19 protein-coding genes and 1 tRNA gene are annotated in these 20,676 nt (G+C 66.4%); 7 read left to right on the top strand and 13 right to left on the bottom strand.

Translation table 11 applies throughout. The annotated features are described in order from the left end of the window. Positions 1 to 13: 13 nt before the first annotated feature. Complete coding sequence (gene purQ / locus KBZ13_RS06385; protein ID WP_255007521.1) at positions 14 to 667, top strand: phosphoribosylformylglycinamidine synthase subunit PurQ; 654 nt, start codon at positions 14 to 16, stop codon at positions 665 to 667. Continuing rightward, positions 667 to 1,644, top strand: coding sequence for an LD-carboxypeptidase (locus tag KBZ13_RS06380; RefSeq protein WP_255007520.1), 978 nt, complete (start codon positions 667 to 669; stop codon positions 1,642 to 1,644). The genes purQ and KBZ13_RS06380 overlap by 1 nt, the downstream gene beginning before the upstream one ends. A gap of 53 nt (positions 1,645 to 1,697) precedes the next feature. Here KBZ13_RS06380 and KBZ13_RS06375 read toward each other — a convergent pair whose 3' ends face one another. Continuing rightward, the gene (locus KBZ13_RS06375) at positions 1,698 to 2,300 is read right to left on the bottom strand and encodes a peroxiredoxin (protein ID WP_255007519.1); all 603 of its coding nucleotides are present in this window, start codon (positions 2,298 to 2,300) and stop codon (positions 1,698 to 1,700) included. 174 nt (positions 2,301 to 2,474) lie between these two features. Between KBZ13_RS06375 and KBZ13_RS06370 the strand changes: the two genes are divergently transcribed. Beyond that, a complete protein-coding gene (locus tag KBZ13_RS06370; protein WP_255007518.1) occupies positions 2,475 to 2,804 on the top strand; it encodes a hypothetical protein in 330 nt (109 codons plus the stop codon). 79 nt (positions 2,805 to 2,883) lie between these two features. Here the strand turns inward: KBZ13_RS06370 and KBZ13_RS06365 are convergent. From KBZ13_RS06365 to psb32, 6 genes are all read right to left on the bottom strand, one after another. After that, positions 2,884 to 2,957 (bottom strand) — tRNA-Met (locus KBZ13_RS06365). A 57-nt stretch (positions 2,958 to 3,014) separates the two neighbouring features. Next, on the bottom strand, positions 3,015 to 4,037 hold the full coding sequence (locus KBZ13_RS06360; protein WP_255007517.1) for a peptidoglycan DD-metalloendopeptidase family protein: 1,023 nt from the start codon (positions 4,035 to 4,037) through the stop codon (positions 3,015 to 3,017). Positions 4,038 to 4,215: 178 nt separating this feature from the next. Beyond that, positions 4,216 to 4,692, bottom strand: a complete 477-nt coding sequence (locus KBZ13_RS06355) for a tRNA (cytidine(34)-2'-O)-methyltransferase (protein WP_255007516.1) — start codon at positions 4,690 to 4,692, stop codon at positions 4,216 to 4,218. A gap of 3 nt (positions 4,693 to 4,695) precedes the next feature. Further along, positions 4,696 to 5,241, bottom strand: a complete 546-nt coding sequence (locus KBZ13_RS06350) for a bifunctional adenosylcobinamide kinase/adenosylcobinamide-phosphate guanylyltransferase (protein ID WP_255007514.1) — start codon at positions 5,239 to 5,241, stop codon at positions 4,696 to 4,698. Continuing rightward, positions 5,231 to 6,373 (bottom strand): proton extrusion protein PcxA, encoded by a 1,143-nt coding sequence (pxcA, locus tag KBZ13_RS06345; protein ID WP_255007512.1) that lies wholly within the window; start codon positions 6,371 to 6,373, stop codon positions 5,231 to 5,233. Before pxcA ends, KBZ13_RS06350 begins: the two co-directional genes overlap by 11 nt. A 7-nt stretch (positions 6,374 to 6,380) precedes the next feature. Beyond that, positions 6,381 to 7,088 (bottom strand): photosystem II repair protein Psb32, encoded by a 708-nt coding sequence (gene psb32 / locus KBZ13_RS06340; RefSeq protein ID WP_255007510.1) that lies wholly within the window; start codon positions 7,086 to 7,088, stop codon positions 6,381 to 6,383. A gap of 59 nt (positions 7,089 to 7,147) precedes the next feature. Here psb32 and KBZ13_RS06335 point away from each other — a divergent pair, with 59 nt between their 5' ends. Further along, positions 7,148 to 7,852 carry a cofactor assembly of complex C subunit B gene (locus tag KBZ13_RS06335; RefSeq protein WP_315859604.1) on the top strand — a complete coding sequence of 235 codons (705 nt, stop codon included), beginning with the start codon at positions 7,148 to 7,150 and terminating at the stop codon, positions 7,850 to 7,852. Here the strand turns inward: KBZ13_RS06335 and lptC are convergent. Together lptC and KBZ13_RS06325 are read right to left on the bottom strand one after the other, a co-directional pair. Continuing rightward, positions 7,785 to 8,948 (bottom strand): LPS export ABC transporter periplasmic protein LptC, encoded by a 1,164-nt coding sequence (gene lptC, locus KBZ13_RS06330; protein WP_255007508.1) that lies wholly within the window; start codon positions 8,946 to 8,948, stop codon positions 7,785 to 7,787. The two genes, KBZ13_RS06335 and lptC, sit on opposite strands and share 68 nt — an antisense overlap. Continuing rightward, positions 8,945 to 10,564, bottom strand: a complete 1,620-nt coding sequence (locus KBZ13_RS06325) for a methionine--tRNA ligase (RefSeq protein ID WP_255007506.1) — start codon at positions 10,562 to 10,564, stop codon at positions 8,945 to 8,947. The genes lptC and KBZ13_RS06325 overlap by 4 nt, the downstream gene beginning before the upstream one ends. A gap of 131 nt (positions 10,565 to 10,695) precedes the next feature. On the opposite strand from KBZ13_RS06325, the gene KBZ13_RS06320 reads away from it, so the two are divergent. Beyond that, a complete protein-coding gene (locus KBZ13_RS06320) occupies positions 10,696 to 12,501 on the top strand; it encodes an FAD-dependent oxidoreductase (protein WP_255007504.1) in 1,806 nt (601 codons plus the stop codon). On the opposite strand, the gene KBZ13_RS06315 is transcribed toward KBZ13_RS06320, so the two are convergent. From KBZ13_RS06315 to rpmG, 3 genes are read right to left on the bottom strand one after another with little or no spacing between them, the layout of a single operon-like run. Further along, positions 12,484 to 14,520 (bottom strand): RNB domain-containing ribonuclease, encoded by a 2,037-nt coding sequence (locus KBZ13_RS06315; RefSeq protein ID WP_255007502.1) that lies wholly within the window; start codon positions 14,518 to 14,520, stop codon positions 12,484 to 12,486. The two genes, KBZ13_RS06320 and KBZ13_RS06315, sit on opposite strands and share 18 nt — an antisense overlap. Positions 14,521 to 14,570: 50 nt before the next feature. Further along, positions 14,571 to 14,792: a 30S ribosomal protein S18 gene (rpsR, locus tag KBZ13_RS06310; protein WP_255007500.1), complete on the bottom strand. Its 222-nt coding sequence runs from the start codon at positions 14,790 to 14,792 to the stop codon at positions 14,571 to 14,573. A gap of 43 nt (positions 14,793 to 14,835) precedes the next feature. Beyond that, positions 14,836 to 15,030, bottom strand: a complete 195-nt coding sequence (rpmG, locus tag KBZ13_RS06305; protein ID WP_255007498.1) for a 50S ribosomal protein L33 — start codon at positions 15,028 to 15,030, stop codon at positions 14,836 to 14,838. A 115-nt stretch (positions 15,031 to 15,145) separates the two neighbouring features. Between rpmG and pheT the strand changes: the two genes are divergently transcribed. Continuing rightward, complete coding sequence (gene pheT / locus KBZ13_RS06300) at positions 15,146 to 17,593, top strand: phenylalanine--tRNA ligase subunit beta (protein ID WP_255007495.1); 2,448 nt, start codon at positions 15,146 to 15,148, stop codon at positions 17,591 to 17,593. Here the strand turns inward: pheT and rlmD are convergent. Next, positions 17,581 to 18,942, bottom strand: a complete 1,362-nt coding sequence (rlmD, locus tag KBZ13_RS06295; RefSeq protein ID WP_255007493.1) for a 23S rRNA (uracil(1939)-C(5))-methyltransferase RlmD — start codon at positions 18,940 to 18,942, stop codon at positions 17,581 to 17,583. The genes pheT and rlmD overlap by 13 nt on opposite strands. 154 nt (positions 18,943 to 19,096) lie before the next feature. On the opposite strand from rlmD, the gene KBZ13_RS06290 reads away from it, so the two are divergent. Continuing rightward, positions 19,097 to 19,591: an allophycocyanin subunit alpha-B gene (locus KBZ13_RS06290; RefSeq protein ID WP_255007491.1), complete on the top strand. Its 495-nt coding sequence runs from the start codon at positions 19,097 to 19,099 to the stop codon at positions 19,589 to 19,591. The last annotated feature ends 1,085 nt before the right edge of the window (positions 19,592 to 20,676 follow it).

Below are 20,676 nucleotides of genomic sequence, written 5' to 3'. Positions count from 1 at the left end.
ACCGGCGACCGAAATGACCCTTGGTGTGGTGGTGTTCCCCGGTTCGAACTGCGACCGGGACGTTCGCTGGGCGGCGGAGGGATGCCTGGGCATTCCCACCCGCTTCCTCTGGCACGAGGAGCGGGATCTCTCCGGACTGGAGGCGATCGTGCTGCCCGGCGGTTTCAGCTATGGCGATTACCTGCGCTGCGGCGCCATTGCCCGCTTCGCCCCGGTGCTGGAGGAGGTGAAGGTCTTCGCCGAGCGGGGTGGAGCGGTGCTGGGGATCTGCAATGGCTTCCAGGTGCTCACCGAGCTGGGTCTGCTGCCTGGGGTGCTGACGCGCAACCGAAATCTCCACTTCCTCTGTGAGCCGGCCCGCCTGAGGGTGGAGCCGGGTCCTTGCCGCTGGCTGAGCGGTTACGCCAGCGGCGAAACGATCACCTTGCCGATCGCCCACGGCGAAGGGCGATACCAGGTGGATCCCGAACAACTCAAGTCCCTGGAAGACCAGGGCTCGATCGTGCTGCGCTATGCCGCCAATCCCAACGGTTCGGTGGGCGATGTGGCGGGACTGAGCAATGGGGCCGGCAATGTGCTCGGTCTGATGCCCCACCCGGAGCGTGCCTGTGACCCGCTGACCGGTGGGGTGGATGGCCGCCGGCTGCTTGAGAGCCTGCTCGGCTGATGGCCCTCGGGCGCCGTGGGCTCTTGTTGGCTGGCGCGACATCTCTGCTGGCCAGTGGTGCACGCGCACTCGGCGGAAGTCGTGCTGCCCATGGCTCCGGCGGCCTGGCCTTTCCGCCACCTTTGGGGCCCGGCAGCCACCTGGTGGCGTTCAACCCCGCCAGTCGGCTGGAGCGCCCAGCCCCCTGGCTCGATCGTCTGCGTCTGCGGATCGAGGCAGAGGGCTGGCAGCTGCTGGTGCCCGAGCAGGTGTTCGGCCACTGGCGCTGGTTTTCACAGACCGACGAGCGCCGCAGCCGTGACCTGATGAGCCTCTGGAGCGATCCTCAGGTTCTGGGCATCCTGCAGGTTGGGGGAGGCTGGGGTAGCTCCAGGCTGCTGGAAGCCGGTTGGAGTGTTCCCCGGCGGCCGCTCTGGAATGTGGGTTTCTCCGATGCCAGTGCCCTGTTGCTGGCGCAATGGGCGGCTGGCCTCGGTGGCGGCGTTCACGCTGGCCTGGGGGGATCGGCCGCAGACGGGCAACGGCTGATGTCCCTGCTGGCCGGCCGCCCGGTAGCTCCCCTGCAGGGTCGAGCCGGCCGCACCGGCCGCGCGGAGGGGCCCCTGGTGGTGACCAACCTCACTGTGGCGACCCATCTGATCGGCACCCCCTGGCTGCCGGACCTCACGGGCGCGGTGCTGGTGCTGGAGGATGTGGGCGAAGCTCCTTACCGGGTGGATCGTCTACTGACCCAATGGCGTGCCAGTGGGCGATTGCGGGGGCTGGCCGGCGTCGCCCTGGGGCGTTTCAGCTGGACACCTGAAGACGTCCAGCCCGGGGATCTGAGCATGGAAGAAGTGTTGCTCGATCGGCTCGGGGACCTAGGCATTCCCCTGGTTCTTGATCTTCCCGTGGGCCACGGCCAGCCCAATGCCGCACTGCCCATGGGACGAACGGCCCGCCTGGATGGGGGGGCCGGCACGCTCAGCCTGCTCTGATCAGGGCCCCGTCAGCATCGGGCAGCGAGCGGGATGTATCTGGGCCCGGAGGCTCAGTTGACCGCGGCGAAGAACTCCTTGCTCTTGATGGGATCAGGATTCATCGTCTTCTCGCCAGGGGTCCAGTTGGCGGGGCAGACCTCATCGGGGTGAGACAGCACGTACTGGAACGCCTGAAGCACCCGCAGGGTCTCATCGACACTGCGGCCCACGGGCAGGTTGTTGATCGTGGAATGGTTGATCACGCCATCGGGATCGATGATGAACAGCCCCCGCAGGGCCACACCAGCCTCCTCATCGAGAACGTTGTAGGCCCGGGCAATCTCCTTTTTCAGGTCGGACACCAGGGGATAGGCGATGTCGCCAAGACCACCCTGTTTGCGATCGGTCTGCACCCAGGCCAGGTGGCTGAACTGGCTGTCCACCGAGATCCCCAGAACTTCGGTGTTGCGGCTGGTGAAATCGCCATAGCGCTCACTGAAGGCAATGATCTCAGTGGGACAGACGAAGGTGAAATCGAGGGGATAGAAGAACAGCACGACGTACTTGCCCCTGTACTGGGACAGGGTCACCTCCTTGAATTCCTGATCGACCACGGCGGTGGCGGTGAAATCGGGGGCGGGCTGGCCCACCCGGAGGGCTCCGGTGGTCGTCATGAAGTGTGGATGTTGAAGGTTTGGTTTGGCTGCCCCCGCGACGGAAACGGCCGGGCTGCGGGAGATAAAAGCGAAGTCGGTACGACTACTGCTTGTCAGGCAACAATTTATCACGGATCCTGGGGTGGCTGCCGCCATAGGCTGGTGGCCTGACCTCACCGCTTTGGTGCCCCGATGGCTTGGGATCCGGCCCTGCTTCGCAAATTCAACGCCACGGGCCACTTTCGGCTCTTGAACCAACTGCGCAGCGAACTCAAAGCCCATCCCCTCACCCGGGCCGCCGATGACCTGGCTGCTGGGGTGCGCCCGAGCCGCAGGGTTCGCGGCCTTGAGCCACGTTCCCAGGGTCAGGGCGGAGGCCGCTTCCGGCGCTCCCAGGGCCAGGGGTCGGCACCGGCAGAGATCAGACCTCAACCGATCTCCGATTCCAGCGGCTTTGACGCTGATGACACCCTTTCGGCCTCCAGTTTCCGCGATCGGCTCAACGCCATCGACATGCGCTGAGCCTGGCCAGAGCGCCATGAAAAAAGACCAACGTCTTCGGACCTTGGTCTTCCATTGGCAGATTCCCTGGTCAACAGGATGGCTCGGGGGAGACTTGAACTCCCGACCTTGGGGTTATGAATCCCACGCTCTAACCAGCTGAGCTACCGAGCCGCGGTGATCGGACTCTAGTTGATCGGGGGAGGGGAAAGGGGCTCAAACCCGCTGGGATCAGGCCTTACCGGGAAGGAACTGCAGGGGGTTCATGGCGCCCTGGCCGGGCGCATGGATCTCAAAATGCAAATGGGGGCCAGTGCTGTTGCCGGTGCTGCCCATGAGCGCAATCACGGATCCCTGGGCCACCTCATCCCCGACGGAGACCATCACACGGCTGTTGTGGCCGTAGCGCGACAGGCTGCCGTCCCCATGGAGGATGTCGACGACGTAGCCGTAGCCGCCGTTGCTCCAACCGGCGGCGGTCACCCGACCGGCTTTGGCCGCCACAATCGGAGTTCCGACATTGTTGGCCACATCAATGCCCTTGTGCATGCGCCCCCAACGCCAGCCGTAGCCGGAGGAAAACACACCCTGGGTGGGCCAGATCCAGCCATTGCCGCTGAAGGAGGGATCGGTCTGTTGGGGTTGACCAAAGCGGGGCATCTCTGGCCAGCTGAGACCGCCACTGCCGACGGGGTTGAGGCCAAGCACCATGCGGCTGCGCCCTGGAGCGGACTGGGCCAGACGAATCTGGGTGCCCACGGCCCAACGGGCGGCTTCCAGACCGGGGTTGAAACGCAGGATCTCCTGGGGGGTCAGCCCGTAGCGCTGGGCGGTCTTGAGCAGGCTGTCGCTGAAGCGAGGCGAGGCCGACGCCTCAATGGGAGGGGGGGTCTGTATCGGTGGGTTACGACGTAGGTCCGAGGTGTCCAAAGAGGCGAGAAGCTTGGCCTTACGCGTCTGCTGAGAGGGAAGCACCAACCAATCACCGGGGTTGAACCGGTGGTCTTCATCAACCTCGTTGAGCTTGGCCAGCCTGGTTTCGTTGAGCTCCAGCTGCTGGGACAGCTCTTCGACCGAAACCTCGGAACGAACCTTCACCCACAGCTTCTCGGCTCTGGGAAGCGCAGCCAGTTCAATCGGAGGGGGAACCTCGAGGGCACCGAGCTCGAAACGCTCGGGCTTGGAATCAGCAATTCCTGGTATGGCACCAACGGCCAGGAGGCCGGTGATTCCCAGGAAGGGTAGGCCCGCCATCGACAGCCGTGTCAATGGATGGCGTATCAGGTTTTTCGAAGGCTTCATGCAAATTTCCCCATCGGACAAGACCCGTCGGAGAAGCCACTATCCCCGGGTCGGCCAGAGAGTAGCGGGTTGAACCATTCTCGGCAAGTTTTCGTGGGGAGTTCAGCGCGCGAAAAGTGGAAGAACCCAGTCAGGACAGGGCTTCCAGCTGGCGAAGGGCTTCGAACAGCACCACCCCCACCGCCACCGAGAGGTTGAGACTGCGCACTCCCCCGCCAGCCCTGGTGCCCCGGGGCATCGGGATCGTCAGGCAGGCATCGGCCTGCTCAAGCAGAGGTGCCGGCAAGCCATCCGTCTCGCGACCGAACAGGAGCCAGTCGTCAGGGCGGAAGGAGAAACGGTGGTGCTGGGCGCTGCCCTGGCTGCTGAGGGCCACCAGGCGGCCCCCCTGGGCCAATCGCTGCCGCTCGAACTGCTCCAGGTCGCTGTGGCGCTCCAGCGAAACCCAGGGCCAGTAGTCAAGCCCGGCGCGCTTGAGCTGACGGTCATCGATCGTGAACCCCAGCGGTTCGATCAGGTGCAGTGGTGTGCCCGTGGCGGCGCAGGTGCGGGCCACATTGCCGGTGTTCGGAGGGATCTGGGGCTGGTAGAGCACGACCTGGGGCATGGATCAGCCCTCGGGCACAGGAACGCTGCAGGCCAACAGATCAATGGCCCGGCCATGGAGCACCAGCCAGGCGGCCCCCGCACGGTCCATCAGCAACTGCTCCAGGCGGCCGAGGCGATCCCGGAAGCGACCACCCACGGCGGTGGCCGGCACCACGCCCCAGCCGCATTCCTCGGCCACCAGCAGCATCGGCGCAGCGCAGGAGCCCACGGCGCTCAGCAACGCCTCTTGCCGAAGCTCCCACTCCCCATGGCCGAGATCAAGGTGATGGGCCAACCAGGAGCCCAGGGAATCGATCAACAGGAGGTGACGCTTCGGCGCCATCAACAGGAATTCCGGCAGGTCCGCCCCCACTTCGTGGGTGACCCAGGCCGCGGACCTGCGGCTGCGGTGCAGTCCCAGGCGGAGCTGCCACTCTTCGTCGCCCGGTAACTCGGGACCCGTGGCCAGGTACAGCACCGTGGAATCCTGCTGCTGGGCGAGGTGTTCGGCCCAACGGCTTTTGGCGCCACGGCTCGGGCCGGTGATGAGGGTGAGTTCAGCCCCCACCGTTCATGTTGCGCAGGGTGGCGACCGAGGAGGGCGAGACGCGGTTGAGGTAGCGGAAGATCCAGTACTTGAAAACTGTCGCCAGGATCACGGGGAAGGTGGCGATGAAGAGCAACACGAAATTCTCCTGCTCCGGCAGTCCAAAATGGCTGGCGATACCGCCGAGAAGCACGGTCCAGCCCTCAGGGCTGTGAAAACCAACGAAAATGTCGGTGAACAGGATGATCGCGAAGGCCTTGGCGCTGTCGCTGAGGCCGTAGATCACCTCGTCGAGGAAGCCCCGCAGCACGCGCAATTCCTGGCGTCCGAACAGGCAGACCAGCAGAAAACCGATCAGGCCAAAGCCATCGGCGATGACGTTCTTGAGCGCCTGACTGCTCTCCCCCACGGCCTCTTCGTTGAGCGCAATCGCCCTGGTGGCCAGCTTCTCCCTCAGCTCCACGGGTGTTGGCAAGGGCAGACCCGTCAACAGAGCCTCAAACTCCAGCTGAGAGCGATAGGCGCGCAGCCTCTCGGCCGCTTCTTCGGCCATGTGGGGCCGTGGCTGACTCAGGAATGACTGGCTGATCGCCAGCTTGTCCATAACCGGCGCGATCACGTAGGTGCGGCTTAACTGCTGAACCAGCACCGGCACCAGGATCAACAGCAGCAGAATGCGCAGCGACACCAGGGTGGAGTCGCGCCGGCGGCGGAAACCGGCCACCACCGTGGCCTCCGCCTCCGGGTCCAGCTGACGCCTGACCCGATCAAACGCCCCCAGCAGGCTGCGCGGCAACATCTCGGGCGAGCGGCTGAGGCTGGGCAGCGGGCTGCGGCCCAGGTAACGGGCCGTGACCGACTCGATCAGCTGCAGCTGGCGCAGTTCCTGGCCGTCGAACTCCGCTCGCTTCGGCTCAAGCTCATCGAGCGCCTGGCGACAGACCACAAGGGCGGCGCGGAACCGACGCAGCATCTGGGCCTTGGTGGAGCGCGGAATGCTGAGTTCCAGCTCCGGGCGTACGGGCCTGTCGTTGTAGTACTCCAGCTCGAGGCTCTGGATCAGCAGCGCCGCCTCATAGGCCCGCTCCAGATCGTTGCTCAGGTCCTGGGCCTGGGCCTTGCCGAACGTTCCCATCCAATCGGTCAACCCCATGAATTGATCAACGGGAGAACACCCACCAGGTCAGCATCGGCACGATTGTGCCAACGATGAGCAAAACAATCACCCAGGTGAAGGCATGGCTGGACGCGGTCTCATCCGCGGTGGGGATGTTGGATTCGATGATTTCTATAAGTTGCTGCACGGGCGGACCGGGGTCCTCCCCACCGGAGAGCACCACCTGCAGGCGCTGGAGCGCATCGATCGAGGCCTGGCGATAACGGGAACCGTCCCGCAGGGGCTGTCCCATCGTGGCGGCCGCCGTGCTCTCCAACAACGCCGGAGGAAGCTGCTCGAGCAGCTCGGGTGAGGCGCCGATGGCGGCGGAGTTGTTCTGGGTCTCGATCAGCAGCAGCAGCGTGGCGTCATCGGGTTCCGCATCGCTCCATCGCCCCACCAGCTGCTCGGTCAGTTCAGGGAGGGAAAGGCCGTAATCCAGGCGGCCCACGGTCAACAGGTGGGCGTCGATGTGATCAGCCGAGAGTTGCTTCAGGCGACGATCCAGATCGGCAATCGCGGCACGGCTGAGCACGTCGGACGTGTCCAGCACCCGCTCGGCAGGGGGGCTGGGCGGAAAATCATCCAGAGCCATCGCCCAGGCGGCGGGGGCCGGCAGCAGGCCCAGCAGCAGACCCAGCAGCAGAGCCGGCAAGGCCAGGAGAAGGCGTCGAAGGGCGCGGACCACAGGCCTGCGGTGAAAACGTTGCACCAGTTTGCCGTCAGGGGCACGACCTGTCGCGGGGATGAAGCCAGCGGAGGGCCCTCCCTGTGCCAGCGTTGGAGGCGGTGCCGGCTGTGGAGGCCATGGGGATGCCCCTCCCCGCAAGGGTGACGCTGGCGGCGGGGGTGCTGGGGCTGTCCCTCTGCCTGAGCAACCAATGGACGACGGCGGAACTCAGCCCTGCCCTGCAGCGATCAGGCGTGCTCGCCGGTCTGCTCTCGGTGGGTCTGATGCTCGTGGCCCTGCTCTGGACCAGGGCGGTTCCGGAGGCGCCGGAGCGGGTGGAGCTCCCAGGCGATCAGGGCCTCGATCTGGTCGGAGATTTACCTCAGACCATCGCCGAGGAACTGGGCTGGGGCAGCCAGATGCTGCTCACCGCGACGCCGGCGGCCTCGGTGTTGGTCCATTGGCAGGGACGCACGCTGCTGCGCCGTGGGGTGCTGGCTCAGGCCTCCTTCAACCCCGGGGCGATCTGCGCGCGTGCCGCCTCCACCGATCGGGCCATCTCACTGGTCAACCTGGCCCTCTACCCAGGCCGCGATGAATTCAAAGGCCTTCCCGAGGGCGTTCCGGCGGTGCTGATCCAGCCCATGGGCCCCCAGGGCTGGGTGCTGCTGGGGGGCTGGTCGGCGCGCTGCTTCAGTCGCAGCGATGAAACCTGGCTGAAGGGCTGGTCCCAGCGGCTCAGAACGTCACTGGAGCGCTGGGACGCTGCTGGGGAGCCTTCGGTGGCAGCTCCAGGCGGGAGCTGACCCGACCCCCCGGGGTGGTGAACACCGCCAGACCTTTTTCGCCCAGGCTGCCGTTCACTTCGCTCGAGCGGGTCAGCTGCCTGTTGGCAGTGCGCCGCATCACGACGCGCCCGCTCGCGTTGAAGGCCTGGGTGGTCCAGTTCCAGCGACAGACCTGGGCCTGGAGCCACTCCCCCGGCTGACGCAGGTCGCAGGCCTGCGGGACGTGCACGATCTGCTCCTTCTGGAGAATCTCGAAGGCGGCTCCCCGGATGTGGAGTTGGCCGATCACGGCCGTGAAGGGCACCGTGCTGCTAATCCGCTGGCTGCCGAACTCCCAGCGGCTGGGACCGGCCTCAAGTGCGGCCTTCTGGGCCCTGTCGGTGAGCCTGACGGGCTTCTGGAAATCGAGCCACTGCTGGCGGGTGTTGCCCACCAGAGCGGAGGCGGTGAGCACCTGAGAGCTGCCTTTCCTTCCCTGCCGCTCACCCCGCACCGGGCCGCTGCCCTGGAGGTTGCCGCTGCCGGGGTTCCAATCGGCCTTGGTCAGCTTGAGCACGGTTTGGGGTGGACCCTGACGCTGGCCCTGGGGCTTGGACGTTCCTTCCCAGCGCTCCAGACGAGGCTGGCCCCGCAGTTCAATGCGATCAAGGTCCAGGCGAAAACGGGCGTTGGTGGCACTGAGTCGCGACTGCTGGTCGAAGGCCACCGGTCGGCGGTCGATCTCCATCAGCTTCTGGCGTGGAATCCAGCGCACCCGATCGCCGGTGATCAGCACGGGCCGGTTGCTGATCACCTCGATGCGCACGCCCTGCTCAAGGGTGATCTGCTCACCATCATTGAAAACGGTGCCTTTAGCCGCCTGCACGCGATACCGAGCCTGCCCATTGGCATAGATCACCCCTTGCGGCTCCCGCGCGAAGGCCAGGCGAGCGGTCATGTCGTAACGGGCCTCGGGGCTGCGCAATTCCCAGGCGGGTCGTCCCTTGGAATCCTGCTGCCGCAGGTTGAGGCTGCGGAACACGAACGGCAGGGGCTTCTCCTGGACCACCGGCGCCGACCAGCAGCCCGCCAGGGGCAGCAGCAGGGCCAAGCTGAGCAGATGGTGGCGTTTCACAGCGGACCGTCCAGCTCGAGCCGAGCCATCACAGGCTGGGGCTCCGGAAGGGGCAGGGCGGGCTGAAGGCCACCCCAACGCAGGCGCTCCAGCCAGGGGGAAGGGCTCGGAATGCCAGCAATTTCTGGCGGGGCTCCAACGGTTCCTGGGCCCTCGATCACGCTCGGCGTGCCACTGGCCGCCGGCGGTTGACCCAGCTGGGCCAGCATCCGCTCCGAAAGCTCCGGCACCAGTGCAGCGATCAACAGGGCCACCAGCCGGGCCGACTCCAGCACGGCGTAGAGGTCCTCCCCCACCACCGCGAGCTGACCCTCTTGTTTGATGCGGCTCCAGGGAGCCCGTTCGTTGAGGAAGCCGTTGGCGCTGATCGCCAGGTGCAGGGCCGCCTCGGCGGCCGCCTGGAAATCAAGACGATCCATGGCCTCGATCACCACAGGACCGGCCCGCCCAGCGGCCTGGGCGAGGGGATGGTCGCTCAAGGCGGCGGCGCCGGGGGGAGGCACGGCGCCATCGAACCAGCGACGTGCCATCGAAGAGGTGCGGTTGAGCAGATTCCCGACCGTGTTGGCCAGATCATTGTTGACCAGGTCGACGAAGCGCTGCTGCTGGAAGTCACCGTCATCGCCGAAGGCGATGTCGCGAAGGAGGTACCAGCGCACGGCATCGCGGCCGCAGCGCTCGAGCAGCACCGCCGGATCGAGCACGTTGCCCAAGGATTTGCCCATCTTCTGGCCCTCACGGGTGAGGAAGCCGTGGCCGAACACTTGCTTCGGGGGCTCCAGGCCCGCCGAGAGCAGCATCGCTGGCCAGTAGACGGCGTGGAAGCGCAGGATGTCCTTGCCGATCACGTGCAGGCTGGCGGGCCAGCCACGGGCCAGGGCGATCTCCAGATCCGGCTCATCGCCTGGCTCCAGCAAGGCCGTCAGGTACCCCAGCAGGGCATCGAACCAGACGTAGAAGGTGTGGCCCTCGTGGCCGGGCACGGGGATGCCCCAGGGCAGATTGACCCTGGAAATCGAAAAGTCGCGCAGGCCCTGGCCCACGAAGTTCTCCACCTCCCGTCGCCGGCTGGGTGGCTGGATGAAACCCTCCCGGGCGACGAGCGCCTCGACCGGGGCCTGGTACCTCGAGAGGCGAAAGAACAGATTGAATTCATCACGCCACTCCAGGGGCCGCCGATGGGTGGCGCACTCCGGGTCCTGAGCCTCGTGGGGGTCGTCCTTGAACTCTTCGCAAGCCACGCAGTACCAACCCTGCTGGCGTCCCTCAACGATGTCGCCATTGGCCTCCACCCGGGCGAAGAACTGCTCGACGAGGCGACGGTGACGTGGATCGGTGGTGCGGATCAGCCGGTCGTTGCTGATCTGCCAACGCTCCCAGAGCTCCCGGTACTGGGAACTGACGGCATCGCAATGGGCCTGGGTACTGAGCCCCGCCGCCTCAGCCGTGCGCTGGATCTTCTGGCCGTGCTCATCACAACCGGTGATGAACAGCACCTGCTCGCCTTTGAGCCGCCGATGACGGGCCACCGCATCACAGGCCAGGGTGGTGTAGGCGCTGCCGAGGTGGGGCTTGTCGTTGACGTAATAGAGCGGTGTCGTGAGGGTGAAGGTCATCGGCGCTCAAGGGGGGGCCGCTGCGCCGCCAAGGCGGTCCCGTGCCGAGGAGGCATCATGCCCCAAACGCAGACCCCTGAAGCGATGGGCGATCAACCCGGCCACCGGACCACCTTGCCGGAGGTGGGTTGATGGGGTTTGAGCAAGATCGGGCCGCCGTGGTGGTCTGGGGTGGCGGCAGCGGTGGGGTGGCGGCGGCCCTGCAGGCGGCCCGCAGCGGCGCCGACACCTTGCTGCTCACCCCCGGATCCTGGCTCGGGGGCATGGTCAGCGCCGCTGGGGTCTGTGCCCCCGACGGCAATGAACTGAGTCCCTGGCAGACGGGTCTGTGGGGGGCGCTGCTGCGGGCCCTCCAGCAGGAGGAGCCCGAGGGCCTCGACCACAACTGGGTGAGTTGTTTCGGCTACAGGCCAGCCACTGCCGAAAGGGTGATCCAGCGCTGGGTGGCGGCCGAACCGCAGCTGCGCTGGTGGCCTGGCTGCGGGCTGAGGGCTGTGCAACGCCAGGGAGCGCGGATCACGGCTCTGGAGCTGGATACCCCCGATGGTCCCCGGCGCGTGGGCCTGGAGCTGGTGGTTGATGGCAGCGACCGCGGCGATCTGCTGCCCCTGGCCCTGGCCCCCTTCCGCCTGGGCTGGGAACCCCAGGAGCAGTGGCAGGAGCCCAGCGCCCCCGCCCGAGCGCGCCTGGAGAGCGAGCCCTTCTTCCAGCAGCAGCCCGTGCAGTCGCCCACCTGGGTGGTGATGGGTCAGTTGGGAACGGGCGATCCCCCAGACCACCCCGGCCCCCTGGCGGCTCCGTTCGAGCCAGCCACCGAAGCCTTCGGCCTCGAGCGCACCTTGACCTACGGGCGCCTGCCCGGGGGACTGGTGATGCTGAACTGGCCCCTCCATGGCAACGACTGGCACGGGGACCTGGGGCGGGCCTTCAGCGGTGATCCGGCCCAGGAGGCCGCCCTGGCCATGGAGATGCGCTCGCACAGCCTGCGTTTCCTGAGCGCCCTCGAGGAAGCCAGCGGGGGCTGGTTGCGACCCGGCCAGGCGTTTCCAGCCAACAACCAGCCACCGGGAGATCGAGACGATCTGTTGGGTGACCAGAGCCTGGCCCTGATGCCCTACTGGCGGGAAGGCCGCCGGCTCGTGGCCCGTGCGTTGGTGAGGGAACAGGACCTGCTGCCCTTGGGGCCAGGCGCCTCGATCGCTCCTCTGCCCATCGATCAACAGGGCAGGGTGCAATCGATCGCCGTCGGTAACTACGTCAACGACCACCACTACCCAGGCCCTGACTGGCCCCTGGCCCCCAAGTCCTGCCCCTGGGGCGGGCGCTGGAGCGGCACCCCCTTCACGATTCCCTACGGAGCCCTGGTCAGCGCCGAGCTGGAGAACCTGCTGGCCGCCGACAAGGCGATCGGCACCAGCCACATGGCCAATGGAGCCACCCGTCTGCAGCCCCTGGTGCTCAATGTCGGCCAGGCGGCGGGCCTGGCGGCAGCCCTGTGCGTGCGGCGGGGTCTCCTGCCGGCGGAGCTGCCGGTGCGCGAGCTGCAGGAGCAACTGATTGGCGATGCCCAGGCCCCCGCGGGCCCCTTGCCCCTCTGGGACACCCCCTGGCACCACCCCGCCTGGGCCGCGCGGCAGCGGGCGCTGCTGGAGCACCCCGAGCGTCTGGGTTCCAACGGGCTCTGGCCCGGTGGACCTGGAACGCCGATGCAGCGGCCACCGGCCGAGCGCGGCGAAACGCTGTGGGCAGGCACCCTGATTCCCGATGGCCAAGGCCGCTACCGCCTGGAAACCGCATCGGCCGACTGGCCCGTGATCACCCTGGAGCCGGACCTCCACCACTGGCTGCAGCAGCTGGAACGCCCCAGCCAAGTGGCGCTGATCGCCACCGCCAACCCCTGGGGCCCCTGGTTGCGGGCCTCAGCCCTGGCCGCCTGAGCGAACGGCCTGGAGGCGCAGCCGATCTGCCAGGGAATCCACCTCACCCACGCGCACCTCAAGCGAATCACCGGGCTCGCAACCCTCCGGCACCGTCGCCGCCAGATCCATGGCAAGTTCGTCGAGATGCACCAGGGCGAGGCAGTCCTGCTGGCGCAGCCAGCGCAGAAAAAGGGCAGACCAGGAGCGGCCGGGATGGCGCTCGAACCACACCTGCTGCCAGTGGCGCTGGTCGTCGCGGGCAATCTGGACCGTCTGGCGCAGGACTGGATCGAGTTGATCGAGCAACGACCCAAGGGTCGCTTGATCGAGGCTCGCCTCCCCCGCCTGCTGAGCTTGAAGTTGGCGTTGGACGATCAGGTCGCCATAGCGGCGGATCGGAGAGGTGGCCTGGACGTAGGCCGGCAACCCCAGACTGAAATGGGGAGCTGGCTGGGTGCCGGTGAGGCCACGGGAGAGCCCCCGACGCAGCAGCGCATGGCGCACCGGAGCTGATTCCAGGTGCTCCAGTTCGGCAGCCGATGGAAGCGGGCTGACCGGTTGGCTGCGGTAGGGCAGGGCGAGGCCTTCACGGGAGCCGTAGTCGGCCACCACCGCGCCGGCCAGGATCATCGCCTCAGCCACCAACAGCCGCGCCGGCGAGGGCTCCACCACCTCCAGCACCGCTTCCTCACCCTCCCGGCAGATGCGCCCTTCGCTCTGGTCCAGCAGCAGGGCCCCCTGGCGCAGGCGCCAGCGGCGACGGTTCTCCAGCAGGGTGTGAATCTCGGCCAGATCGGGATCCTCCGGGGGCGCGAGATCGATCAGCTCATCCCCGTCTTCGTAGCTCAGCCGGTAGGTGGGCCGCACCCAGCTGCGGCGGAGCTCATAGCCCGCGACGCTGCCGTCGTCATCGAGGTCGATGCCGTAGCTCCAGGCGGCGCAGCGCTCCCCCTGGCGCAGGCTGAACGGGCCCGCCGCCAGCTCCAGCGGAAACATCGGCACACTGCCCTCCGCCAGGTAGAGGCTCGTGGCCCGGCGCCGGGCTTCCAGATCGAGCGGACTGCCGGCCGTCACAAGCCGCGACGGATCGGCGATGTGCACCCACAGGCGCCCGCGGCCATTCGCCAAGCGCTCGAGGGCGAGACCGTCATCGATCTCTCTGGTGAGCGGATCGTCGATGGTGAAGGTGCGCAGGCCCGTGAGATCCAGCCGCTGACTGTCACCGGGCTGGGGCTCGACGCTGCGTTGGGCCAGCTCCCGGGCCTGGGCGATCAACTCAGGCGAAAAGCCATCCGACCAGACGCTCCGGCGCAGGGAGGGCAGGCTATGGGGTTGCCACTGGCCCAGGTCCACCAGCAGATGGCGCAGGGCTCCCGGTTCCGGGGCCACCTTGGCCTGCTGGAGAGCTTTGAGCAGCTCAGCGCCCAGGGGTTGATCCTGCTCACCGGAGCCCCAGGCCAGCAACTGCTCCAGTTCCTGGCGTTGGGCCGGCAGCAACTGCGCCGGATCGATCGGCCTGCGGCGGCGCAGGCTCTGATGCCAAAGCTCTTGGCGCTGGGCGAGCAGCTGCTGGCGACGCCGGCCATGGCGCAGGGCGCGAAGGTCCGCGAGCGGTCGCGCTTGGACGTCCCCCTGACGCCATCGGAACAGATCCTGGCCCGGGCGTTGCAACTCCAGCCAGCAGGCGGCGCTGGCCACGGGGCTGCTGTGACCCGCCACCAGAGCCACGAATTCGGCGAAGGGCAGGGTGGAGCCATCGGAGGCCAGCAGAAGCCAGGCTGCCCCCCAGTCTCGGGCGAGGGGTTGGGCCGTCAACAACGCCGCTTCGCTGATCTCCCAGGGGGCTGAGCCCAGGCGGCGGACGGGTTCAAGGCCCTGGGGCAAAGCCTGAATCAGATCCAGCTGCCTGAGGGGGAGCTGCTGAACCTTGCCCTCAGGACCCACCAGCACCTCGGCGCGGCTGCCGTGTAGGGAACTGATCAGGGCGAGCCTGGGACCGTGTCGGTCGCTCAGCCCCACCAGATCACCGGTTTGCACGCGGGTTCAGGGGGAAGGGTGCTGGGCAGGTTCACCCTGCCGGCGTGGGCTCAACCCTCGGGGTTCACAAAGGGCAGCAGGGCCACGATGCGGGCGCGCTTGACCGCGTTGGTGAGGTCGCGCTGCTGCTGGGCGGTGAGGCCAGTGAGCCGGCGGGGGAGGATCTTGCCGCGTTCGGTGATGAACTTCTTGAGCAGATCGACATCCTTGTAGTCGATCGGATCGCCGGGCTTGATCGGCGAAAGGCGCTTCTTGAAGAAGGAGCTGGTCATGGGAGAAGAGAGCGGAACGGGGAACGGAACAAGGAGCTGGGCCTCACTTGATCTCTTTGTGGATCGTGGGCTTGTTGCAGTGAGGGCAGAACTTCTTGAGTTCGATCCGTTCGGTGGTGTTCCTGCGGTTCTTCTCGGTGGTGTAACGGGACACCCCGGGGGACCGTTTGGCGGGGTTGGACCGGCATTCGGTGCACTCGAGAGTGATCACGATCCGGACGCCCTTGTTCTTGGCCATAGGAAGGACGTTGCGCCGCTGATGCGTAGCGATGTTGACAGTGGACCACCATACCAACCCACCCGAGCGCCCAAGGTCCGTTCCTTAGGATCACCCCTTCTGCGATCAGGGTTCGATGCGGGTCTCGCTCCGGTGGCTCAGGGAGCTTGTGGCCTGCGACACCCCGGTGGACGAGCTGGCCGAGCGGCTCTCGTTGGCGGGCTTCGAGGTCGAAGCGATCGAGGATCTGGCCGCCCAAGCCGCCGGGGTGGTGGTGGGCCTCGTCGAACGGCGGGATCCCCACCCCAACGCCGACAAACTCAGTGTCTGCAGCGTCAACGTCGGGTCCGAGCAGCCCCTGCAGATCGTCTGTGGGGCTGCCAACGTGCGGGCGGGCCTCCACGTCCCTGTCGCCCTGGTGGGCGCCCATCTGCCGGCGGTGGAGCTCACCATCAAACCCGCCGAGCTGCGCGGAGTGGCCAGCAGCGGCATGATCTGCTCCCTGCGGGAACTGGGGCTGGTCGATGGCTCCGATGGCATTGCCGTACTCGATGAACTGCTGGAAGAGGTTCCTGCTTTGGGCTCACCAGTGGGTCCCAGCCTTGGCCTCGACGATCAGGTGCTGGAGCTGGCGATCACGGCCAACCGACCCGATGGCCTCTCGATGCTCGGGATCGCCCGGGAGGTGGCCGCCCTCACCGCTTCCCCCCTGACCCTGGCCCCGGCGGCACCAACCTTGGCCGGCGAACCCCTGCCCGTGAGCCCTGCGGTCCAACGGGCGATCGAGCTGGGGGGACTGTTCAGCGTCTCGGCCCTGAAGGGAGTGCGTGTCGGGCCATCACCGCGATGGTTGCAACAACGCCTGGAGCGGGCAGGTTTACGCCCGATCAACAACGTGGTGGACATCACCAACCTGGTGATGCTCGAAACGGGCCAGCCCCTCCACGCCTATGACAGCGACCGCCTGGCGGACTTGGGCGGTGACACCTTGCGGTTGGAGGCTCTCGGTTTGCGCCAGGGGGAGAAGGGTGAAGGTTTCGAGGCCCTCGATGGCAGTCAGCTGAGCCTGGATGAAGAAGCCCTGGTGGTCACCTATGCGAACCAGCCGATCGCCCTGGCCGGAGTGATCGGGGGAGCGTCCAGCTCCGTGCATGACGGCACCACCAACCTCTGGCTGGAGGCGGCGGTGTTCGCGCCCCAGCAGGTGCGCCGCAGCGCCCGAAGCGCAGGCCTGCGATCCGAGGCCTGCGCCCGCTTTGAAAAAGGCCTGCCCAGGGAGGTGACCCTCCTGGCTGCGAACCGGGCCGTGCAGTGGTTGGTCGAACTGGCCGGTGCCGAACCTGTGGGCCGCTGGCTGCACCAGTTGCCGGAGCGGCCGCGGGAACCGCTGTGCCTGCGCCGTGATGCCCTGCACCAGCTGCTGGGCCCGGTGGTGGATGACGGCGTCAGCGATGACCTGCCCGATGGTGCCATCGAGCAAACGCTTCAGTCCCTCGGCTGCGTTCTGGAGCCGATCAACGGAGGCTGGAGTGTCAACGTGCCTCCGTCGCGGGCCCTGGATCTGGTTCGCGAGGTGGATCTGATCGAGGAGGTGGCGCGGTTGGTCGGCTACGACCGCTTTGCCGCCCACCTGCCCGATCCGCTCAGCCCCGGTGGCCTGCGCCCCGAGCAGGAGGTGGAACGTCGTCTCCGGCGGGCCCTCTGCCAGGCCGGTCTGCAGGAAACCTGCTCCCTATCGCTGGTGGAGGCGGGCCCCGGGCGCATTCCCCTGGCCAACCCGTTGCTGGCCGACTACGGCCACCTGCGCGACAACCTGGTCGATGAATTGCTCCAGGGCGCCCGCCGCAATCTCCAGACGGGAGCACCCGGTTTCTGGGCTTTCGAAATCGGCCATGTGTTCAGCCAGCTCGCTGGGAGCACCCCCCCCAAGGGGGAGCTCCAGAGGCTGCAGCTGGCAGGCGTGATCACCGGCCGACGCAGCGCCGAGCTCTGGTCAAGCGGCGGCAAGGCCATCAGCCCCAGTTACTTCGAAGCACGTGGTGCCCTGGAGCGGGCCCTGGCCAGCCTGGGGGTCGAGAGCGAGGATCGCCCTCTTGCCAATCACCCCCGGCTCCATCCGGGCCGAGCTGCCGAGCTGGTGATCGAGGGGCGCGGGGCCGGCTGGTTCGGCCAGCTCCATCCCGCCCAGGCCGAAGCCCTGGACGTTCCCGAAGCCACCCATCTCTTCCAGCTGGATCTGACTCCCCTGCTGACGGCCGCCACCCGCCGGAACCGCTGGACACCCAGTTACAGCCCCTACGCCACCGTTCCCGCCGCGGAGCGCGATCTGGCCCTGGTGGTGCCGCGCGAGTTGATCGCTTCTCGTCTGATTCAGGCGATCCGAAAGGCCGGCAAACCCCTGCTGGAGCATGTGGAGCTGGTGGATCGCTACGAGGGTGAGCAACTGGCCGCCGGTCGCTGCAGCCAGGCCTTCCGGCTTCGCTACCGCGATGCGAGCCGCACCCTCACCGATGCGGAGGTCGAGGCGGTCCATGGCCGCATCCGCGAAGCCCTGGAAACGCAGTTCGACGCTCAGTTGCGCTGAAGGATGGCGAGGCTTTCCACGTGACTGGTCTGGGGGAAGAAATCCACCGGTTGCACGCTGGTGAGCGTTAGGCGCCCCTCGGCGCAGAGCATCGCCAGGTCACGGGCCAGGGTGGCGGGGTTGCAGCTCAGGTAGGCCACCCGCTCCGGCGCTGAGGCGGCGATGGTCGCGCAGACGCCAGGGGAAAGTCCCTTGCGCGGCGGATCCAGCAGCAGGGCGTCGGCCCCATCGAGGGCCTCGGCCAGGGAGGTCTCCACGTCGGTGGCCTCAAATTGGCAACGCTCCAGACCATTGCGCTCGGCATTGGCACGAGCCTGTTCCACCGATCCTGGGTGCTGCTCCAGCCCCAGGACCGAGGCTCCCGCCGCCGCCAGAGGCAGGCTGAAGGTACCGATCCCGCAGTAGGCATCCACCAGGCGAGTCCCAGCCCGCACGGCCAGTGCCTCGATCAGCGACGGCACCAGACGCTCTGCCTGGGCCGTGTTCACCTGAAAAAAAGTGTCGGCAGCGATGCGCAGGTCCTGGCCTGCAAAACGCTCCAGCAACCAAGGGCGACCCGCCACGGTTTCGGTTTCGGCCCCGAAGAGGGTGTTGGACGCTGTGGGCTGAAGGTTCAGGCACACCCCCACCAACTCCGGCCAGCGCTCCATCCAGGCCGCCGCGAGGACAGGCAGATCGGGCAGGTGGCGGTGGCTGCTGATCAAGGTGATCAGCAGCTCACCGGTGTGGTGGCCAAGGCGCAGGGCCAGGTGCCGCAGGCCCCCCTCAGCGCTGAGATCCGCATCCACGGGCCAGTCGCTCTGCTCCAGGTCGAGCTTGATCGGGGCGATCAAGCGATCCAGCCGAGGATCCAGCACCGGACAACGGTTCATGTTCACGATGCGGTGACTGCCACTGCGGTAGAAGCCAGCCCGCAACGTGCCATCTTCTGTGCGCTCGAGGGGGATCACGGCACGGTTGCGGTAACCAAGGAACGCCTCAGACGACAGGATCGGCGCAACGTTCAGTTCGAAGCCGCCGATCCGTCGCAGCGCCTGCTGCACCATGTCTTCTTTCCAGCGAGCCTGGGCGCCATCCTCGAGATGCTGCACCGAGCATCCGCCGCAGCGGTCGGCCAGGATGCAGGGGGGCCGCCGCCGATCGGGGCTGAGCAGCAACGTGGAGCGGTGCTCCGCCAGCAGATGGCGCTTGGCACGGTGGCGCACGATCACGTCCACGGTTTCACCGGGGAGGGCCCCATCGACGAACACCACCTGATCAGCGCTGCGGCCGACGCCCTGACCCTGATGGTTGAGACCAGTGATCCTCACAATGAGGCGCGTTCCGGGGCTGGGGGCTGGAGAATCCATGAAGGGTCTGAGCCGCGCTCTCGGACCTCGACCCTATCGGTGACGCAGGCGGACCCAGGGAGCGATTGGATGCGAAGGGGCGTTACACCTCATCGGAAAACCGTTTCAGGCGAGGGGCACACTGGATAAAGTTCCAAAGTTCATGGTGCCGTAGATGAGCGTCGTTCGGGATCTGATCCTCCAAGCAGACGACGAGTTGCGGTACCCCAGTGGCGGTGAGCTGCGCTCGATCGTTGACTTTCTCTCGGGCGGATCAACGCGCTTGCAGGTTGTGCGCTCGCTCACGGACAACGAAAAGAAGATCGTCGACGAAGCCGCCCGACAGCTCTTTACCCGTAAGCCCGACTATGTGGCCCCCGGCGGCAATGCCTACGGACAGAAACAACGGGCCCAGTGCCTGCGCGACTTCAGCTGGTACCTCCGCTTGGTGACCTACGGGGTTCTGGCCGGCAGCACGGAGCTGATCCAGAAGATCGGCGTCGAAGGGGCCCGCGAGATGTACAACAGCCTGGGTGTGCCCCTTCCGGGCATGGTCGAATCGATGCGCGCCCTCAAGGAGGCTTCCCTCGTTCTGCTCTCCACGGACGAAGCCGAGCTGGCAGGCCCCTACTTTGACTTCCTGATCAAGAGCCTCCAGACCCCCAACTGAGCCCAGGGTCACGAACCCATCCACAAACCAGTCGAACGATGGCTGTGGCGATGGGAAGCGACCATGCGCACGGGCAACGTTGACAAGGCCGCTTCAATCGTCTCATTCAAGGATCGCTGCAAGACCAGGTAGTAGTCTCAGGCGAGAATTGCAGGAACAGAATTAGGCAGAATCAATCTTGGCGGCCCTAAGGGAATACATGAGTCGCCCAGGCGGCACCACCACCATGGCCATGCCGCCTGGGCTGAAATCAGAGCCAAAACGCTGATGACGCGATCGATCGCCTGTTCGGCGACAACCGTCACAAGTGGATCACTTGATTCCCAGATCAAGTCCTTGCATTCAACCCAGATGAGACGGTTGGATCAATGTCGCTTGGCAGCGGCGGGATGACCTTCCCCATCCGACGAACGGATTGTCGCATTGGTCTCACTTGATTCAGGCCACAAGGCGCGAAGCAAGTACCAAATGAGATCGACGGCACCACTTGGCCCAGGGCCCTCCGCGGTGGCGCCAGCAGAACCCTGCCCCAAAGACAGACATCAACGTAATTGGTGGCTCACATGAAGGCGTTCATCCGGTCAGGGTCTTCGCCCCTGGAGCGATGGGCCACCGGGCAGGGACAAGGGCGGGGTCCGGGGAAAGGCCAAGGGCTCGATACCGGTCGATCCAGAGCATCCCATACGGGATCCATAATAAGTCTTGAATTAAGTCAAATCCAAGACTTATGGATCACGCATTATGAAGGTCCCGCCATCGTCGCCAGTGCGCGTTTCACCCAGGCCTGACCTGGTGATGTGAGCGCATTTCGCAGCACAGCACCCTTGAACGTCGGCCGATGGGTCACCCAACACCGCGAAGGAATCTGTCGTCAGATGGTTCACAACTGCGGTGGAAACGAACATCGATGGGCGCCTGCCATGCAGACGCGAACCAAGGAGTTCCCTGGCTCTCCATCGATCCTGAGACCATGGACCAATCGATTTGTCTCAGTGCTCTCATACTAGTCCATTTACTAATCTAGGAATGCCTCGCAAGTGCGACTTGCGATACTTTCCTGTGGCCCATGGGCGCTGTAGCCATGG

This window comes from Cyanobium sp. ATX 6F1, from assembly GCF_024346315.1.
Taxonomy (GTDB): domain Bacteria; phylum Cyanobacteriota; class Cyanobacteriia; order PCC-6307; family Cyanobiaceae; genus ATX-6F1.
The sequence above is the reverse complement of the archived record's forward strand: the minus strand, read 5'-3'. Positions and strand labels throughout refer to the sequence as shown.

Bases quoted from the DNA above. Each gene is read 5' to 3' on its own strand.
- KBZ13_RS06380 (WP_255007520.1), top strand. From the start codon at position 667: ATGGCCCTCGGGCGCCGTGGGCTCTTGTTGGCTGGCGCGACATCTCTG.
- KBZ13_RS06320 (WP_255007504.1), top strand. From the start codon at position 10,696: ATGGGGTTTGAGCAAGATCGGGCCGCCGTGGTGGTCTGGGGTGGCGGC.
- KBZ13_RS06375 (WP_255007519.1), bottom strand. From the start codon at position 2,300: ATGACGACCACCGGAGCCCTCCGGGTGGGCCAGCCCGCCCCCGATTTC.
- KBZ13_RS06370 (WP_255007518.1), top strand. From the start codon at position 2,475: ATGGCTTGGGATCCGGCCCTGCTTCGCAAATTCAACGCCACGGGCCAC.
- KBZ13_RS06360 (WP_255007517.1), bottom strand. From the start codon at position 4,037: ATGGCGGGCCTACCCTTCCTGGGAATCACCGGCCTCCTGGCCGTTGGT.
- rlmD (WP_255007493.1), bottom strand. From the start codon at position 18,942: ATGGATTCTCCAGCCCCCAGCCCCGGAACGCGCCTCATTGTGAGGATC.
- KBZ13_RS06355 (WP_255007516.1), bottom strand. From the start codon at position 4,692: ATGCCCCAGGTCGTGCTCTACCAGCCCCAGATCCCTCCGAACACCGGC.
- rpmG (WP_255007498.1), bottom strand. From the start codon at position 15,030: ATGGCCAAGAACAAGGGCGTCCGGATCGTGATCACTCTCGAGTGCACC.
- rpsR (WP_255007500.1), bottom strand. From the start codon at position 14,792: ATGACCAGCTCCTTCTTCAAGAAGCGCCTTTCGCCGATCAAGCCCGGC.
- pxcA (WP_255007512.1), bottom strand. From the start codon at position 6,373: ATGGGGTTGACCGATTGGATGGGAACGTTCGGCAAGGCCCAGGCCCAG.
- pheT (WP_255007495.1), top strand. From the start codon at position 15,146: ATGCGGGTCTCGCTCCGGTGGCTCAGGGAGCTTGTGGCCTGCGACACC.
- KBZ13_RS06325 (WP_255007506.1), bottom strand. From the start codon at position 10,564: ATGACCTTCACCCTCACGACACCGCTCTATTACGTCAACGACAAGCCC.
- KBZ13_RS06290 (WP_255007491.1), top strand. From the start codon at position 19,097: ATGAGCGTCGTTCGGGATCTGATCCTCCAAGCAGACGACGAGTTGCGG.
- purQ (WP_255007521.1), top strand. From the start codon at position 14: ATGACCCTTGGTGTGGTGGTGTTCCCCGGTTCGAACTGCGACCGGGAC.